At 74.4% G+C, this 16637-nt stretch carries 12 protein-coding genes and 1 pseudogene; 6 read left to right on the top strand and 7 right to left on the bottom strand.

The features are described 5' to 3' along the window. Positions 1-98: 98 nt before the first annotated feature. Positions 99-1259 (bottom strand): hypothetical protein, encoded by a 1161-nt coding sequence (locus OO52_RS03600; protein WP_234339347.1) that lies wholly within the window; start codon positions 1257-1259, stop codon positions 99-101. A gap of 120 nt (positions 1260-1379) precedes the next feature. Here OO52_RS03600 and OO52_RS03595 point away from each other — a divergent pair, with 120 nt between their 5' ends. After that, positions 1380-1766, top strand: a complete 387-nt coding sequence (locus tag OO52_RS03595) for a PPOX class F420-dependent oxidoreductase (protein ID WP_030640848.1) — start codon at positions 1380-1382, stop codon at positions 1764-1766. A gap of 22 nt (positions 1767-1788) precedes the next feature. On the opposite strand, the gene OO52_RS03590 is transcribed toward OO52_RS03595, so the two are convergent. The 3 genes from OO52_RS03590 to OO52_RS03580 all read right to left on the bottom strand — a co-directional run bounded on the left by OO52_RS03590 (position 1789) and on the right by OO52_RS03580 (position 6186). Next, positions 1789-4551 (bottom strand): alpha/beta hydrolase family protein, encoded by a 2763-nt coding sequence (locus OO52_RS03590; RefSeq protein ID WP_030640847.1) that lies wholly within the window; start codon positions 4549-4551, stop codon positions 1789-1791. A 314-nt stretch (positions 4552-4865) separates the two neighbouring features. Then, entirely contained in the window at positions 4866-5282 is a 417-nt protein-coding gene (locus OO52_RS03585; RefSeq protein ID WP_030640846.1) for a Zn-ribbon domain-containing OB-fold protein, read from the bottom strand. Between the two features lie 157 nt (positions 5283-5439). Next, on the bottom strand, positions 5440-6186 hold the full coding sequence (locus OO52_RS03580; RefSeq protein ID WP_030640845.1) for a TetR family transcriptional regulator: 747 nt from the start codon (positions 6184-6186) through the stop codon (positions 5440-5442). A 286-nt stretch (positions 6187-6472) separates the two neighbouring features. Between OO52_RS03580 and OO52_RS03575 the strand changes: the two genes are divergently transcribed. Next, positions 6473-7315, top strand: coding sequence for a hypothetical protein (locus OO52_RS03575; protein ID WP_030640844.1), 843 nt, complete (start codon positions 6473-6475; stop codon positions 7313-7315). Between the two features lie 35 nt (positions 7316-7350). Here the strand turns inward: OO52_RS03575 and OO52_RS52445 are convergent. Both OO52_RS52445 and OO52_RS03570 read right to left on the bottom strand, forming a co-directional pair. Beyond that, positions 7351-7562, bottom strand: a pseudogene (locus OO52_RS52445) (hypothetical protein); the annotation flags it as partial. A gap of 124 nt (positions 7563-7686) precedes the next feature. Further along, positions 7687-8271: a DUF488 domain-containing protein gene (locus tag OO52_RS03570; RefSeq protein ID WP_030640843.1), complete on the bottom strand. Its 585-nt coding sequence runs from the start codon at positions 8269-8271 to the stop codon at positions 7687-7689. A 389-nt stretch (positions 8272-8660) separates the two neighbouring features. Here OO52_RS03570 and OO52_RS03565 point away from each other — a divergent pair, with 389 nt between their 5' ends. The 4 genes from OO52_RS03565 (at position 8661) to OO52_RS03550 (ending at position 14096) form a co-directional block, all read left to right on the top strand. Continuing rightward, the gene (locus OO52_RS03565; RefSeq protein ID WP_030640842.1) at positions 8661-10445 is read left to right on the top strand and encodes an N-acetylglutaminylglutamine amidotransferase; all 1785 of its coding nucleotides are present in this window, start codon (positions 8661-8663) and stop codon (positions 10443-10445) included. Next, complete coding sequence (locus OO52_RS03560) at positions 10442-12670, top strand: S9 family peptidase (RefSeq protein ID WP_030640841.1); 2229 nt, start codon at positions 10442-10444, stop codon at positions 12668-12670. Before OO52_RS03565 ends, OO52_RS03560 begins: the two co-directional genes overlap by 4 nt. A 131-nt stretch (positions 12671-12801) precedes the next feature. Next, a complete protein-coding gene (locus tag OO52_RS03555) occupies positions 12802-13497 on the top strand; it encodes a peptidoglycan-binding domain-containing protein (RefSeq protein ID WP_030640840.1) in 696 nt (231 codons plus the stop codon). 80 nt (positions 13498-13577) lie between these two features. Then, positions 13578-14096 carry a flavin reductase family protein gene (locus OO52_RS03550; protein WP_037628562.1) on the top strand — a complete coding sequence of 173 codons (519 nt, stop codon included), beginning with the start codon at positions 13578-13580 and terminating at the stop codon, positions 14094-14096. A gap of 68 nt (positions 14097-14164) precedes the next feature. Here OO52_RS03550 and OO52_RS03545 read toward each other — a convergent pair whose 3' ends face one another. Continuing rightward, a complete protein-coding gene (locus OO52_RS03545) occupies positions 14165-16582 on the bottom strand; it encodes a SpoIIE family protein phosphatase (protein WP_234339345.1) in 2418 nt (805 codons plus the stop codon). Between the last annotated feature and the right edge of the window lie 55 nt (positions 16583-16637).

Raw genomic sequence — 16637 nt, 5'->3', positions numbered from 1 at the left:
CTGGGTGCCTGATGAGATGCCTGACGGGTGTCCGGCGTGGTGCCGGACGGGGTGTCCGGGGTGACGCCTGACGGGACTTGCACCGTGCAGGACGCAATCTAGACGCCCGAGTTGATCTCCGCTGCCCGCCCCGGGTTTTCTCCGGCCGGAGCGAGCCGGGCCCAGCTGCGCGCGTCGCCCCACACCGACCCGGCCGCCACGTACGGCCGCAGGCACGCGGTCAGCTCCCGGTCACCCGTGCCGGCCAGCTCGTCGGAGGCGATCCGGCGGCCGATCCCGGCCAGGAAGTCGGCGATCTGCACCCGGGCGTCGTCCCGGGAGTCGACCAGCCGCAGCCCGTGGAGCTCGATCCCGTCCCGCCGGGCGGACTGCACGATCCGGGCGATCCGGCCGGGCGTCAGCGCGTTCTGCCGGTCGTGCACGAGTACGACCGGCAGGCCGTCGGCGCTCCAGTGCGCGGCCGTGTGCCGCAGCGCGGGGAACAGCGGATTGAGCACCGGGAAGAGGGCCGGTGCCGCCCGCATCCGGGTCCGGTAGGCCTCCGCCCGATGCCGGTGCGCGGCGAGGCGGCGCAGGATCCCCGCGGCCTCGGACCCGGGAGCGGCCCGGACGAGCGCGTCGACGGTCGCGAAGAAGGCGTCTTCGGGCGCGTCGGGTGCTTCCCCGGCCCTGGAGGAGGCCTCCCCGGTTGCGTCGGGTGCCTCGCCGGCCAGGGGGGACCCCTCCCGGGCCGCGCAGGGCGCGTCCCCGGCCGCGGGAGCCGCGTCGACACCCGTGTCCCGCTGCCCGCCCGGGTGGACCCGCAGCAGGGCGTTCGCGGCCACCAGGAACTCCCGCCAGGCGTGGCCTTCGAAGACCTCCGGTCCCTGCCGGTAGAGGGAGACGGCGTCCGCCGGGTCCCCGAGCAGCAGGCCGACGGCCCGGTCCACCACGAGGAACGCCTTCTCCGTCAGATGCACATGGGCCCGCCCGTGGATCGGCCCGCCGGCGGCCAGCAGCCACACCAGCACCGCCCGGTGCTTCTCGCGCAGCAGGTGGTTCGCCTTGTACTCCTCGGCGGGCGAACGGATCCGGTGCCGGATCTCCCGCACGCACTCCGCGGCCACATCCACCGGCAGGGCCACGCTCGCGTGCGCGAACACGTCCGTGTTGCCGCCGAGCAGGTTCTCCCCGTCCGACCCCGACTCGTCGCAGGCCACCTCGCGGACGCGGCCCCGTGCCGCGCCCCACCGCTCCCGCGTTCCGCCGACTCCAGCCACGTCACAGCCCTTCGTCCCGACCGAGCCTCACGACCAGCATCCCGCACGGAACCGCCCGCCCGTCGGCCCGGCGAGTCATCGGGCCTCGCCGGGCGCGGGCCGCGCTCCTAGACTGCGGGCATGGACGACACGCGGCTCGACCGGCTCGGGTCCGGCAAGTACCTGCTGGTGACCAGCTACCGCAAGAACGGCACCCCCGTGGCGACCCCGGTGTGGGTGGTCCGGGACGGCGGCACCCTCGGGGTGTGGACGGCGGCGGACAGCTGGAAGGTCAAGCGGATCCGGCGCCGCCCGGACGTCCTCGTGGGCCCGTGCGACGTGCGCGGCAACCCGACCGGCGACCAGCTTCCGGCCACCGCCGAGATCGCCGATCCGGCCACCACCGCCCGCTACCGGAACCTGATCGCCCGCAAGTACGGCGTCCTCGGCCGCCTCACGCTGCTGGGCAGCCGGCTGAGGCGCGGCCTGGACGGCACCGTCGGCATCCGGGTGGCCCTCGGGGAGTGAGGACCACCCGGGGACCGGCGTCCTACGACGCGTTCAGCACCGAACCGGACAGCTCGAGGCCCCCGGTCCGCGGTTCCCCGGTCCGCGGGTCGACCTCCCGGAACAGCACCGACTCCGTGGACTCCCGCACCCGGTCCTTCACCGTGGGCAGGGTGATCTCCGCGCTGGTCCTGCCCGCGGGGATGTCGGCCCACAGGTAGAACCCGGTCACCTTGGACAGCGGACGCTCCGGGTCGGGCTTCTCCCCGGTGGTGTCCCGCAGCCAGCCGGCCGGGACGTCCTTGGTGGACAGCTCCGGCGCGGTGGCCGGCGCGACCTGGAACAGCGCGCCCATGTCGACGTCCACCGCCTCCGACAGCGACACCCGCCACTTCAGCGTCCGTCCCTCGGTCACCTCACCGGCGACGGGCGTGACGGTCATCGTGGGCGCCGGATCGTCGTCGTGGACGGTGATGCCGCCCCGGTAGGAGCCGACGACCGCACCCCGGACCGCCTTGACCAGCACGTCGTACGACACATCGGTGCCGTAGCGGGTGTTGCCCTTCACCTCGACCGGTACGTCGATGTCCTGGCCGCCCGGACGCACCGTCACCAGCCGGTCCCTGGCCTTGCCGGTGGCCGGGTCGATCACGTACACGCGGACCTGCCCGCTGCCGCTGCGGCCCGTCACCTGGACCGGGACCCGGTAGGTGCGCACGCCCGAGTCGCCCTCGTCCACGGTCGTCCGGCCGATATCCACGCGCGGCAGCGCGTCCGTGCGCACCGCGGGCGTCCCCGGCCGCCAGCCCCACGCGTCCATGAGCCAGGCCCGCCCGGAGGCCGAACGCGGTGTCAGTTCAAGAGACTTGACCGCTCGCAGGTCGAGCCCGGCCCGGCCGGTCGCGGTCAGCGGCACGCGGATCTCCTGCGCCCAGTAGGAGGCGGTCCGCTCACTGCCGGGCAGCCCGGCGGGCTTGATCCGGCCGAGCTTCGCCTTCTTGCCGGAAGCGTCGGTCAGCGACACGTCCAGCTCTGCCGCCCGGGAGTTGGGCGGCACGAACAGCCGCAGCGCCAGCGCCTTCGCACCGGACAGCGACACCGGCTTCGCCGGGGTCACCCGGGCCGGGGCGCCGGCCCGCTTCCAGCGCACCGCGATCGCGCTCCGGCCGGTCTCCCGGTCCGTCTCCCACTGCGCGAAGTGCGGGGAGGCCCCCTTGGCGCCCGTGCCCAGGCAGGCCTTGGCCGGGCTCGGGTCCACCGCGGCGCACAGCTTGCCGCCGGTCACCGACACCCCGGCGTCCGGCAGGAACCCGCTGCCCCGGCGGGCGCCCACCGCGTGGCTGAGGACCCGTGCCGGGTCCGCCGACGGCGCACGCTTCCCGGAGCCGTCGAGCAGCGGCCGTACCCGGTCGTCACCGGCGAGGAACAGCCGCGCGGCGGCGGCGATGTACGTCGAACCGGCCCGGTGCTGCTGGTCGGCGGTCAGCCGGGTCGCGGCCCGCTTGCCGCACACCGGGTCGTGGTGCTGCGGATCGTCGAAGAAGTCGTCGTCGGCGGGCGCCGCGGCCCGGCCCGGCGTCCACTCCGAGTTGAAGAAGTTGTGGTTGGCGCCGATCACGTACACGGCGCTGTGCAGCGCGGTGCCGTTGCCGACCACGCGCGTGCCGTCGACGTACACCTCGCCCTGCAGGTCGGAGACGTCACCGTCACAGCCCGGCAGGATCGTCATCGACGGCACGTCCGGCACCGGGTTCTGCCCGAAGACGGTCGGGCCGATGAGGACGGTGCCCCGGATGTGCCAGCGCACCGGTCCGCGATAGCCGTCCTGCTCGGCGGGCGGCGGGGTGATGCTGTCCAGCGCGGCCCGGTTGACGCCCTCGCCGCCCCGCGAGTGCCCGACGAGCAGCACCCGCGACAGATCGGCGCGGGGCGCCTCGCGGACCACCTTCGGCGCGGACCGCGGGTGCTCGGCCCAGTCGGCCCAGCGGGCCAGGTGCAGCCGCACCAGCGACGACCGTGCCTGCGCGCCGCCGTCCTCCGCCGCGAAGTCCTGCCCGTTGACGCCGTTGGCGGAGATCGACACGGTCATGTAGCCCTGGGAGGCGAGGAGCCTTTGGTCCCGCAGGTAACCGCGGTGGCTGGGCACCGGCTTGGTTCCGGCCTTGCAGGGCCAGTCACCGGTGATGTCCTGCCCCTTGTAGCAGGTGTAGTGACGGCCGTGCAGGAACAGTGCGAGGGGGCGCTTGCCGGACGCGCCGACCGGCGCGACGACCACGGCACGCATCTCCACGGGTGCGGAGAACCCTGGCAGCCGCACCGACTTCAGGCTGTACTCGCCCGTTCTGGTGCGGTACGAGCCGGGTTTGCCGGGGTCCACGCCGTTCGCGGGCAGAGCTGCCGGCAACCGCGCGGCGGAGGCGGCACCGGCCGCGTCGGGCGCGTCCAACCGCCGCCCGCCGGACCAGACTTCGAGCTCGTGCAAACGCGTCGCCCGCCGTCCGTCGAGCGGCAGCCGGAACATGCGCCCGTCCGTACCCGGCCGTGGCACCCCCAACAGCCGTCCTCCGGCCCGGAACTCGACCCGCGCGTCCCCCATGGGCACCGCCCGGCCCGACCGCCACACCAGCTGCGGCGCCGGGCCCCCACCGGCCAGCCGCCACCCGGGCGGCAGTGGCGTGCCGCCGTTCTGCTCCAACACCCCAAGTGCTGCGGCTGGTTGGGAGTGGGCGACGGCCACCCCCGGGGATGCCCCCGCCACCGCGAGCAACGCGGTGGCGGTCACCCATATTCGCCGGGCACGGACCACTGTTCCTCCTCGAACGCCGACCTCGGGCGTCCCGGCAACCCCGGGCGCCCCCTCGCTCCGGGAGGATGGGGAGCGGAGGCTGTGGGTTGCCTGTGGAGGGCAAGTGATGGATCACATGGGAGGAGGAGGGGATCCGGCCGTGCCGTTCACGGCGGCTTCCGGTCCAACAGCCATCAACGGGCGCACGGTTCGGCGACCCCGTGACCGGTGGTGATGTCGTCCGCCACCAGCCGGCCGACCGTAAAAGGCGGGCGCGGACGGCTGGGCTGGACGGCCCGTCACGCCGCCCGGTCGCGTGCGGTGGTGTACGGCGGTCAGGTCCAGGCCCGGTACGGCTCGTCCACCAGTTGGAAGACCGGCTCCCCGCGCACCGGGTCCTTGGCGGTGGACAGCCGCACCCGGTCGCCGCTGTGGATGCCGATCGGCGGACCCATGACCCGGCCCCGTACGACGAACCCCTCGGCCATCTCTATCAGCGACACGTTGCGCGCCGCCGGTGTGTTGCGGTGCACCACCGTGGAGTGGCGGACCGTGCCGACGCCCTCGCTGCGCTCCGTGCGCAACTCGCTGCCCTGACAGACCGGACAGAGCAGCCGGTGGTACGTCGCGGTGCCGCACCAGGTGCAGCGCTGGAAGAGGATGGCGTCCTTGGAGTCCGTGGCGGCGGGATCGAGAACGCCCGCCGCGGAACCGGCCACCGGATGCGAGGTGCTTGCTGAGTGGTGGTACACGCTGGTCAACTCCCTGCGCTCGGCCGGAATCCCACGTGCCCAGGGCGGACCGGGCACACGTGTGCGCGGTTGCCGTGCCACCGCGCACGCCGACAGAGTATGGCACTGAGTGTCACTCGTAAAGGCACTGCGTACCCCTAATCACCCCTGTTCCGGGTCAGCCCCGCCCCAGAGCCGTCTCCAGTTCCTGCACCACCCGCCACAACGGGGCGTCCCGGCGGGAGACCAGCACCACCACGTCGTCGGGCTGCCCCGCCGGCAGCCCGGTCGTCACCGCGCCGGCCCGGGCGGGGGCCGGAGGGGCGTCCGTCGACCGGCCGAACGTCTTCTGCACGTACCCCAGCGCGCGGTCCACGGCGGCCTCCGCGTCACCCTCGCCGTCCGACCGCAGCCAGCAGCGCAGGGCGTTGTTGTGCGCGGCGACGACCGCGGCCGCGATCACGTCGGCGCGCAGCGTCCCGTCGGGCCGTCCCGCGAAGCGGGCGCGCAGGTACTCGGCGAGCGCTCGCTCGTAGCGCCACACCACGGACAGCTCGTACGCGCGCAGCCCCGGCACCTTCCGGGTGAGGCGGTAGCGCTGCACGGAGAAGGCCGGGTTCTCGGCGTACATCCGCAGCACCAGCCGGGCCGCGTCGCACACCCGCCGCACCGGCTCGTGCTCCGCGCCGCCGCTCGCGAGGAAGGCGGTCATGTCGGCCAGGCAGCGCTCGTGGTCGGGGAAGACCACGTCCTCCTTGGAGGGGAAGTAGCGGAAGAACGAACGCCGGCCGACCCCGGCCAGGGCCACGATGTCGTCCACGGTGGTCTGCTCGTACCCGCGTTCCAGGAAGAGCCGGAAGGCCGCCGCCACCAGGGCGTCCCGCATCGGCGGCTTCGCGGCCGGCGCCGCGCTGCTGGAGCTCATGGACGGGAACGTAGCACCCGGACCGGATTCGTGACACTCAGTGCAACCGGAGCGCCGTCCTGAGGGAACCGAGTGCTTCCGAGGTCACCACCGGAGTCGCCCGACCGGCTGTGCGGAGGGGGACGGGCGGCGGGTGGCAGCGGGGGGTGGCCGAAAGGCGCCACACCCTGCGGCGTAACCTTTCTCCGCCGCCACCGCCGCCGTCGAAGACGCCGCCGGCGCCGGCCCCCGCACCATCGCACCCGCACCACACCCGCAGCCCCATGTGCCGCCCCGAGGAGCCCTCATGCCCGCCGCCCGCCCCCGCCTGCTCTACGTCACCGATCTGGCGTACCAAGCGCGCGGGCGCCGCTACTGCGACGAGGACATCCACCTCACCTCCCGGCTGCGCGCCCACTTCGACCTGGCGCTGTGTCACCCGCTGGACGCCGCGGCGCTGATGGACGGATTCGACGCCGTCGTGGTCCGCAACAGCGGGCCCCTCCTCGGCTACCGGAAGGAGTACGACGCCTTCCGCGCGCAGGCGCTCGCCGCCGGCACCCGGGTGTACAACCCGCTCACCGGGAAGGCCGACATGGCCGGGAAGCAGTACCTGCTGGACCTGGCCGCCGCCGGCTTCCCCGTGATCCCGACCGTCGACCGCGCCGAGGACCTGGACCGGCTGCCGGCCGCCGACCGGTACGTGGTCAAGCCGAAGCACGGCGCGGACTCCCTCGGCCTGCGGATCGTCCCCGGCGGCGAGCTCGCGGGACTCGCCGCCCAGGACGTCCTGATCCAGCCGTGCGTCGACTTCGCCTACGAGGTGTCCTTCTACTTCGTCGACGACGACTTCCAGTACGCCCTGTACGCCCCCGACCCCGAGCGCCGCTGGGAGCTGCGGCCGTACCCGGCCACCGCCGCCGACCTGGAGTTCGCCCGCCGGTTCATCGACTGGAACGACCTCGGGTACGGCATCCAGCGCGTCGACGCCTGCCGTGCCCCCGACGGAGGCCTGCTGCTGGTCGAACTGGAGGACGTCAACCCCTACCTGTCCGTGGACGCGCTGCCGGAGGAGGCCAGGGACGCCTTCGTCACCGCGCTCACGGCGTCCCTCAGCCGGTTCGCGCAGGGGGTGCCCGTCCCGGCCTGACGGTGATCCGCCGGGTTGGCCCGGGGCGGCTCGCACGGCCGGGGACGGGTGCGGTGCCACCGCGGCCGTGCGTCGTCGCCGCGACGTCCGGCCACGGACGCGCAGCGCGGGCACACGCGCCGCAGCCGGTCTGGTTCGACCCCGGCTCCCACGCGTGGACCTCGTCGGCGGGCAGTCGGCGCCGGCCGTCCTCCTCGTCCGTCCACTGTCCGGAGGCGGCGACGGCGCACTGCTCTCTGCGTCCCATGGCGTGTTTCCCAGCCGGTCAGCCGGTCAGCCGATCGTGACGGCGACACGCGGCCGTCCGGTGCGGAGTTCGCCGGCGGCTCTGCGCGCCAGGGGGTGAGCGGACGGGAGGGGAGCGGACAGGATCACCCGGCTTCCCGCGGACCGGCGTCGTAGACCAGAAGGCCGTCGCCGCGGAGGCGTACACCTGGCGTCGGGCTGTGCGCCGTGAGGCGCCCGTCGTGCATCAGGTGCAGGACGAGCGCGCCGCGGGCCAGGACGGCGAAGTCCGCGATCAGGCGCCGGTGGCATCTCCACCACACGGCCTCACTGCACATCACCGCGGTACGCTCCTCGGCTGCCTGCCGCATCACGCCGTCCATGGCGGCCACGAACTCCGCGCTGCGTGTGTGAGCGGCGTAACCCCGGAAGGACTCGTTGCGCCAGACGGTGTCGGGTGAGTCCGGCGACGGCTTGCGCCACCCGCCAAGGCGCGGCTCCCACCGGTAGGCGATCCGCTCCTCGGGCATCCACCGGGCCAGCCGCTGCCGTGCCAGGTCCGGATTCCGGCGACTGCCCGGTGCGGTCCGGACGTCCACCACGGCCGCCACGCCGGCTTCCCGCAGGAGCGCGGCCAGCGTCGCCCGATCGGCCGTGCCGTGGCCGAAGGTGATCAGCTCCGGGCGCGACGTAGGACTCCCGTCCTCGGGCTCGGTCCGGACATGGTTCATACACCGAGTGCACCACGTGCCGGCGCGTGAAGTGCGCGGTCCGGGGCTTACCCGCTCAGGGCCTGGGCACTCGAACACGACACAAGCCGCCGCAGCCGCCCGGTGCGGGTGGAGGAGGAGTCGCCCTGGACAGGGAGAGCGGGCCGCTCGTGCCCCACTCCTCCGCCGGCCCCGGGTCCCCGGATGCCACCGGCCGTCGACCGGCCGGTGGAGTCCGTCAGGGAGCCGGCCGGTCCCGTACCGCGCTGCGGCACGTCGGTGGTGGCCGTCGCTGACCCGCGAGCCGCCCGACACGTTCTGTCGTCTTGAGAAGGGGGCGTCATGTATCGCAGAACCGTCCAGCTCCTCTCCGGTGGGCGCGCCGGTGCTCCGGGCGAAGGCGGGGCGTCATGTGCGGTCTGAGCGGGGAGGTCCGCTTCGACGGACGGTCGCCGGACCTCGAGGCCGTCGGACGCATGACGGAGGGGCTCGCCGCCCGCGGCCCCGACGGGCAGGGAACCTGGAGACGGGGCGCGGTCGCGCTGGGACATCGCCGACTGAAGATCATCGACCTGTCGGACAGCGGGGCCCAGCCCATGACGGACGTCCGGGGCGAGGTCACCGGCGTCTTCAACGGCTGCGTCTACAACTATCCGGAGCTGCGGGAGGAGCTGCGCGGTCTCGGGCACCGCTTCGCGTCGACGTCGGACACGGAGGTGGTGCTCAACGCCTACCGGCAGTGGGGGACCGCGTGCGTGGAGCGGTTCCGCGGCATGTTCGCCTTCGCGATCGTCGAGCACCGGACCGGCCGCGTCGTCCTCGCCCGCGACCGGCTCGGGATCAAGCCCCTGTACCTGGCGCGAACGCCGGGCCGGCTGCGTTTCGCCTCCACGCTGCCCGCTCTCCTGGCCGCCGGAGACGTGGACACCTCACTCGATCCGGTGGCCCTGCACCAGTACCTGAGCTGGCACGCCACGGTCGCGGCGCCGCGCACCGTCCTCAACGGGGTGCGCAAGCTCCCCCCGGCCACCGTTCGGGTCGTCGAACCGGACGGCACGTACCGGGACCGCCACTACTGGCAGCCGTCCTACACGCGCCGGGCCGAGCACGCCGACATGACGGCGGACGAATGGCGTGACGCGGTGCTGGACGCGCTGCGCGTGGCCGTGCGCCGGCGCACGGTGGCCGACGTGCCGGTCGGTGTCCTGCTCTCCGGCGGCCTCGACTCCAGCCTCATCGTCGCGTTGCTGGCCGACGAGGGCCAACGCGACCTGATGACGTTCAGCGTCGGGTTCGAGACGGAGGGCGGCGAGAAGGGCGACGAGTTCCGGTACTCCGACCTCGTGGCCCGGGAGTTCGGCACCGACCACCGTCGGCTGATGGTTCCCTCCGAGCGGGTGTCCACGGCTCTGGACGGGGCGTTCGCGGCGATGAGCGAGCCGATGATCAGCCACGACGTGGTCGCCTTCCACCTGCTGTCCGAGCAGGTGTCCAAGGAGGTGAAGGTCGTGCAGAGCGGGCAGGGCGCCGACGAGGTCTTCGCCGGCTACCACTGGTACCCGGAGCTGGCGTCCGTCGCCCGCGAGGACGAGCCGGAGCAGTACGCCGCGACCTACTTCGACCGGCCGCACGCCGACCTCGCCCGGATCCTGCGGCCCGACGTGCTGCCCGACGAGGACGTCTCGGGACGCTTCGTACGCGAGCACATGGCGCGACCGGGGGCGGAGACGGCGCTGGACGCCGCTCTCCGGCTGGACACGCACGTCATGCTCGTCGACGACCCCGTCAAACGGGTCGACAACATGACCATGGCCTGGGGCCTGGAGGCCCGGGTGCCGTTCCTCGACCACGAACTGGTCGAGCTGGCGGCGGCCTGCCCGCCGGAACTCAAACTCGCCGACGGTGGCAAGGGCGTGCTGAAGGAGGCGGGCCGAAAGCTCCTGCCCCACGAGGTCGTCGACCGCCCCAAGGGATACTTCCCCGTGCCGGCCATCCGGCACATGGCGGGTCCCGTCCTGCGGCGCGTGCGTGAGGCACTGGAGGCGCCGGAGGCCCGGCGACGCGGTGTGTACCGGGACGCGTACGTGGCGGACCTGCTCAAGGCGCCCGACGAGCACCGGACCAGGCGGGGCGCGAACGCGCTGTGGCAGATCGCTGTGCTGGAGATATGGCTGCAGACCCACGGAATCAAGTGACCGACGACCGGGGCACCCCGGCGACGCACGGCCCGGCGTCCGCCCTCACCCGCCCCGGACCACCCGGGCCGAGCCCGACCCGGCCCCCGGACCGCCGGACGGGGGACCTTCTCGGCGCCGCCTGTGCGGCCGCCCCCGCGCCGGTGCCGCTGCCCGAGGCGGGCGGACCGCGAGACGCGGTGACCCGGCTGCGCGCGCACGGCTGCTGGTACCCCTCCGCGCACCCCGACGGCAGCGAGGCGGCCTTCATCTGTGACCGGGGCGGCGTCCCCCAGCTGTGGGCCGGGCCCGTCGACGGTGACGACGTCCGGCTGCTCGACTCCTCACCGGATCCGGTCAAGGAGGTCTCCTGGTCTCCGGACGGCCGCTGGATCGCCTACACCACGGCGCCGGGCGGCGGTGAGCACTCACGGGTGCTCTGCGTGCGGCCCGACGGCACCGGCCGCCGCATCCTGGCGGGGGCCGACCCGGCCAGCTCCGCCTACCTGGGCTGCTGGGCGCACGACGGCTCGGCCGTCGCCGTCACCGTCGCGGCTCCGGCCGCCGCGTACCGGGGCCTGGCGCGGCAGGCCCTGACGGACTACGGTCCGGCGGACGGCCGGCTCGCCGTGACGCTTCCGGCGGCCGACTGGGCGGACCGGGACGGTCACGCCACGCTCCTCGGCCCGGCCGCGTACGACGCCGCCTCGGGGACGGCGCCGAACGGGACGCCGACCGGCGCCACGGCCCCGGCCGCTCGACCGGACGGCGGCCTGTCGGTCTACCTGACCGACCCCGACGGCCTGGCCTCGCCCGTCCTGCTCGTCACCGAGACCCACGCCGCCTCCCTGCGCGCGTGCGACCTCAGCCATGACGGCCGCCTCGCGCTGCTGCGCCGGGGGCCGCGCGGACGCCGCGAGGCGGTCGTCCTGCGCACGGCCGACTCGGTGACCACCCTCGACGTGCCGGTCGCCGACGGCGACCCGTGGATCGGCCGGTTCTCCCGGGACGGGCGGACGCTGTGGCTGCGCAGCAACCACGACCGCGAGTACGCGGCACTCCTCGCGGTGGGGCTGGACGCCGACGGCGCGCCGCACGCGGTGTCGGTCGCGGCGGAGCGCGCGGGAAGCGACCTCGAACTCCTGGCGCTGGCTCACGACGGCCGCACCGCCGCGCTCTCGTGGAACGTGCGAGGCGCGAGCGAGCTGGAACTCGTCGAGACCTTCCCGGCGGGGCGGACCCCCGACCCGGCGGAGCGGACCCCGGACGACACGGGCCCGGCAAGGCCGTTGGACCTGCCCCACGAGGTCGTCACGCGCGTCACCGCCGCCGGTGCCGGGCGCCTGCTGCTCGCGCTGTCCGGATCGCAGCGCCGGCCGGGCGTCTGGTGGGCCCACGAAGGCGTGTCCCTGCTGCGCACCCCCTGGTCCTCCCAGGACGAGGACGCCGTACCGCCGGGCCGCCCACCGGTACGCCCCGTCCCCGTGCGCCTGACCGCGCGGGACGGGCTGCCCCTGAACGGCTGGTACTACCGGGCGCCGGGGCGCGCCCCCGACGAACCCGCACCCTGTGTGATCCACCTGCACGGCGGACCGGAGGAACAGGAACGCCCGGTGTTCAACCCGCTCTACCACGAGCTGGTCGGGCGTGGCCTGGACGTCTTCGCACCCGACGTCCGGGGCTCCCTGGGCCACGGCCGCTCGTTCGTCGACGCCGACCTGGGCGCGGGCCGCTTCGCCGCCCTCGACGACGTCGCGGACTGCGCGGTCCACGCGGTCACCGCGGGCCCCGCCGACCCGACGCGGCTCGCGGTCATGGGCCGCTCGTACGGCGGCTATCTGACGTTCGCCTCCCTCGTGTGGCACCCGGACCTGTTCCGCACCGGAGTCGCCGTCTGCGGCATGTCCGACTTCCTCACCTTCTTCGCCGGTACGGAGCCGTGGATCGCGGAGTCGGCGGCGTACAAGTACGGCCACCCGGAGCGCGACCGTGAGCTGCTGCGCGCCCTGTCACCGATGAGCCGCATCGACGCCCTGCGCGTCCCGCTGCTGGCCGTCCACGGCGAACACGACACCAACGTGCCGCCGGGCGAGTCCCAGCAGTTCGTACGGGCCGCCCGGGAACGGGGCATCCACGCGGAACTGCTGACCCTGCGCGACGAAGGGCACGACTTCTTGCGGGCGGAGAACCGGCGCCTGTTCCGCCGCGCCGCGGCCGACTGGATGCAACGGCACCTCCACGTGTGAACCCACCGCCCGCGCCCGTCCCGGGCCGTGCCGCCGGCGCCGGCACCTGAACGAGGCCGCTGTCAGCGCCGTATCTGAGCACGCGGGCCGCGGAAGCCCCGCCCCCGCCCACGGGACGGAAGGAGAGCCAGGTGCCGACACCGCCCGACCCCGAACAGCCGCCGCCCGGACCGGTCCTGGAGCCCGTCAGGGTCGTGCGTCTACGCCGCTTCGACGCCCTCGCGGAACTCATGCGGGAGATCCGGCCCGATCCTGCGACCCACGAGGACGACACCCAGGAACTCCCGCGCGTACCCGTTCCGGCCGCACCCCGCTCGACACCTCCCTGCTCGGTCACACCCGCGACGGCCACCCCCGGTGCCCGCCAGGCCGGGCGCCGGGCCGTCGTGGCCGTGGTCGTGGCGGCGGCAGCCCTCGCCGGCTTCGGCTGCGCCCTGCTCCTGCCCGGCCGCCAGCAGGCCGCCGCGACCGCCCGCCCGGCCCCGCCGGCCACGACCGCACCGCCCGCCACCGCGGCAGGCGGCCCGCCGGCCCCCACCGCGTCGGCCGAACCCACGACCCCCGCCACCGCGCCCGACCCCGACGGCCCCGGCACCCTCCGCCAGGGCGACACCGGCGCCGAGGTCGCCGACCTCCAGCAACGCCTGCTGCGCATCCCGGACGTCTACCGCGACGGCGCCACCGACGGCACCTACGACGCCACGCTCACCGAGGCCGTGGCCCGCTTCCAGCTCTGGTACGGCGTCAGCGGCGACGAGACGGGCGTCTACGGGAACGACACGCGCCGTGCGCTGGAGTCCCGTACCGGCTTCGGCGACGATTCATGAGCGGTACACCGGGCACACGAGGACCACCGCGCGGCCCGCGCGGGCCGGGACCGGGTGGCGGCGGACGGGAGCGGAACGGGATGGCGGACGAGAGCGGCACGGGGGACCGGCAGACGCGAGGGGACCTGGACGGCTTCTTCGACCGACTGGACCCGGACATGTGCGTCGTGACCGCCGCGGCGGGCGGCAGGCGGGCCGGTTGTCTGGTCGGCTTCGCCTCGCAGTGCTCCATCCAGCCGCCCCGGTTCGCCGTGTGGCTGTCCAAGGCCAACCAGACCTACCGGGTCGCCCGGGCCGCGCAGTTCCTCGCCGTCCATCTGCTCACCCGCGACCAACGGGACCTGGCGGAACTCTTCGGCGGCGAGACGGGCGACGAGGTCGACAAGTTCGCGGGGCTCGCCTGGCGGGAGCGGCACGGCGGCGCCGCCGTCCTGGAGGACACGGCGGCCTGGTTCGTCGGTGCCATCCTGCAGCGCACCGACGGCGGCGACCACGTCGGCTTCGTGCTCGACCCCATCGAGTGGGGCGGGGGCCGCAGCGGACCCCTGCTGCGCCTCTCCGACGCCGTCAGCATCGACGCCGGTCACCCCGTGGACTGAGCACGGCCACCCCAGGGCCGAGGTGCGACCGCCCCCAGGCCCGAGCGTGCCCCGTCCGGACACCGCCGTCACCCCTCCGGGGCCTCCGACCCGTCCTGCACGTCCTCCAGGGGCATCCGGATGTCGAGCACGCACACGTCGTCGCGCCGCTCGTCCGCCAGCATCGTCGCGAGCAGCGCGTCCAGGGAGCCGGACTCGCCGCGGCCGTGGGCGCGCACCGCCTCGGCCAGCCGGGCGAAGCCCGCGTCCAGGCCCTCGCCGGGGCGTTCGACCAGGCCGTCGGTGTAGAGCAGCAGCCGGTCACCGGGTTCCAGCCGCAGTTCCCGCGACTCGTAGGCGGGGGAGGCCGTCGCGCCGAGCAGCATGCCGCCGGGCCGGTCGAGGAAGCGGACCTCGCCCCGGCGCACCAGCAGCGGCGGCGGGTGCCCGGCCTGCGCCCAGGCGAGGACCTGCTGCTCGGGGCTGTAGCGGGCGAGGACCATGGTGGCGGTGATCTGGCTGTCGCGGGAGTGCAGCAGCAGCTGGTTGAGCCGTGCCAGCGCCCCGGTGAGCGAGGAGCCGGTGCTGACCATGCCCTTCGCGGTGAACCTGAGCTGGGCCATGGTGGCCACGGCGTCGATGCCGTGGCCCGCCACGTCGCCGACCACGAACAGCGCGTCGTAGTCGGGCAGTTCGATGGCGCTGAACCAGTCGCCGCCGACGTGGATGCCGGCCTGCGCGGGCAGGTAGGCGACCTCGATGCGCAGCCCGGCCAGCCGCACCGGCTTGCTGGGCAGCGGCAGCAGGGCGTGCTGGAGCCGGGCCGCCAGCGCCCGTTCGGCCTGGAGGATGCCGCGCTGGAGCAGCATCGCGCGCTCGCTCTCCACCAGCGCGAGTTCCGCGCTGCGCTGCGCGGTCAGGTCCTGGACGAAGCCGTGCACCTCGACCGGGGCACCGTCGGGCGCCATGACGGCCTCGGCGACCATCCGCAGATGCCGGACCCCCTCGGGGGTCTCGAGCCGGAAGGGCACGTCGAACGGGTGGCCGTGGGAGACGAGCTCGGCGATCGCGTGGGCCAGCGGCCCGGTGTCCTCGGGCAGTGCCAGGTCGGGCAGCTCCTCCAGACGGACCGGCCGCTGCCCGGGGTGCAGGCCGAGCACGGCGTACGTCTGCGAGGCCCAGGAGGTCTCCTGGGTGATCAGGTTCCAGTTGGCCCAGCCGAGGTTGCCGAGCCGCTGCACGTCGGCCAGGCGCTGCTCCTGGCGCTCCACCGGGTCGTGCCGCAGCCAGGTCACCACCAGGCGCTCGCCGAGCGGGGCGGCCCGCACCGTGTAGGTGGCGGTCACGGGCACCTCGCCGACCACGTCCTGGTAGGCGAACGGCTCGCCCTCGAAGGGCACTCCGGTTTCGAGTGCCTGTAGATAGCCCCGCCACAGCGGTTCGCCCGCGACCGACGGATAGCTCTCCAGGACCCGCCTGCCGACCATGTCCCGGCCGGTGCGGCCGAACACGTCGACAGCCTCCGGGGTGGCGGCCTCGATGATGTAGTCCTCCACCTCGCCGGAGGGCGCGCGCAGCGGGGTCAGCAGGATCGCCGCGCCCGGCAGCGCGTCGAACACCGCCTGCACGGTCTGGGAGACGTCCGCGGGCACGCCGCCGCGCGGGCTGTCGAAGGCCCGCAGCCGGCCCGCGCACAGCCGGGCCACGGCCCGCAGCAGCTCACGCTCGCGATCCGTGAACGGCTCGCCGTGCCGGCGCAGCACCCCGAGGGCGGCGTACGCGGTGTCCCCGGCCGGCACGGGCAGCCAGGCCCGGGTGAGCCACCGTTCGGGCGGGTCCCCGATGAGCAGGTACCGGGCGCGGTCCAGGGCGATGTTCTCCAGCCAGCGCGGCTCCCCGGACTCCAGGGCGTCCAGCGCCGCCACGCTGGTCACCGGAGGGAGCTGGCGCCACTGGGCGGCGAGGGTGGGGTCGATGCCGGCGTACCCGACCAGTCCGAGCCCGCCCTCGGGCAGCCGTTCGTACAGCAGCACCGCGTCGGCGGCCGCCTCGGACGCGAGGTGGTCCAGCAGGCATCCGGTCAGCTCGTGCGGCGAGCCGACCCGGAGCAGGTCGCGCCCGATGTGTCCCAGGACGTCCGTCAGGTCCGTGGTGCCGGCGGGCACGCTCTCCCAGGAGCGGACGGTGGCCGGAGCGGAGGTCGTGGCGGGCTGCTGCCGGGGCGGCAGGGCGCCCAGGGTGAGCCAGCACTGTTCGAGGAGGGTGCGGTTGCCGTCCTTGGCGCGCTGGACGAGCTCCTGGTGGGCGGCGTCCGGGGTACAGGAAGTGACGGCCATCAGCACGCCCTTGGCGCGCTCCAGCACCGCGGAGGTGGCGGCCAGGTCCCGCAGCCGTTCCATTTCGGCGCGCTGCCGGGCCACGACCTTGGCCAGCGCCGCGACATCGGCGCTGTTGCCGCGGTCCACCGGAGGCAGGGGCTCGCTCGTCACGCGATGAGCATTGCACATCCTGGCCCGTTCGATCACTCGTCTGCCGGGTCGGGATCCACACGACCGGTGGACG

It is taken from the genome of Streptomyces flaveolus, from assembly GCF_000716535.1.
Taxonomy (GTDB): Bacteria; Actinomycetota; Actinomycetes; order Streptomycetales; family Streptomycetaceae; genus Streptomyces; species Streptomyces flaveolus_A.
The sequence above is the reverse complement of the archived record's forward strand: the minus strand, read 5'-3'. Positions and strand labels throughout refer to the sequence as shown.

What these genes read in the sequence shown, in the direction of transcription:
- OO52_RS03545 (WP_234339345.1), bottom strand. Translation starts at nt 16,582, where the DNA reads ATGTGCAATGCTCATCGCGTGACGAGCGAGCCCCTGCCTCCGGTGGAC.
- OO52_RS03570 (WP_030640843.1), bottom strand. Translation starts at nt 8,271, where the DNA reads ATGAACCATGTCCGGACCGAGCCCGAGGACGGGAGTCCTACGTCGCGC.
- OO52_RS03580 (WP_030640845.1), bottom strand. Translation starts at nt 6,186, where the DNA reads ATGAGCTCCAGCAGCGCGGCGCCGGCCGCGAAGCCGCCGATGCGGGAC.
- OO52_RS03595 (WP_030640848.1), top strand. Translation starts at nt 1,380, where the DNA reads ATGGACGACACGCGGCTCGACCGGCTCGGGTCCGGCAAGTACCTGCTG.
- OO52_RS03565 (WP_030640842.1), top strand. Translation starts at nt 8,661, where the DNA reads ATGTGCGGTCTGAGCGGGGAGGTCCGCTTCGACGGACGGTCGCCGGAC.
- OO52_RS03550 (WP_037628562.1), top strand. Translation starts at nt 13,578, where the DNA reads ATGGCGGACGAGAGCGGCACGGGGGACCGGCAGACGCGAGGGGACCTG.
- OO52_RS03575 (WP_030640844.1), top strand. Translation starts at nt 6,473, where the DNA reads ATGCCCGCCGCCCGCCCCCGCCTGCTCTACGTCACCGATCTGGCGTAC.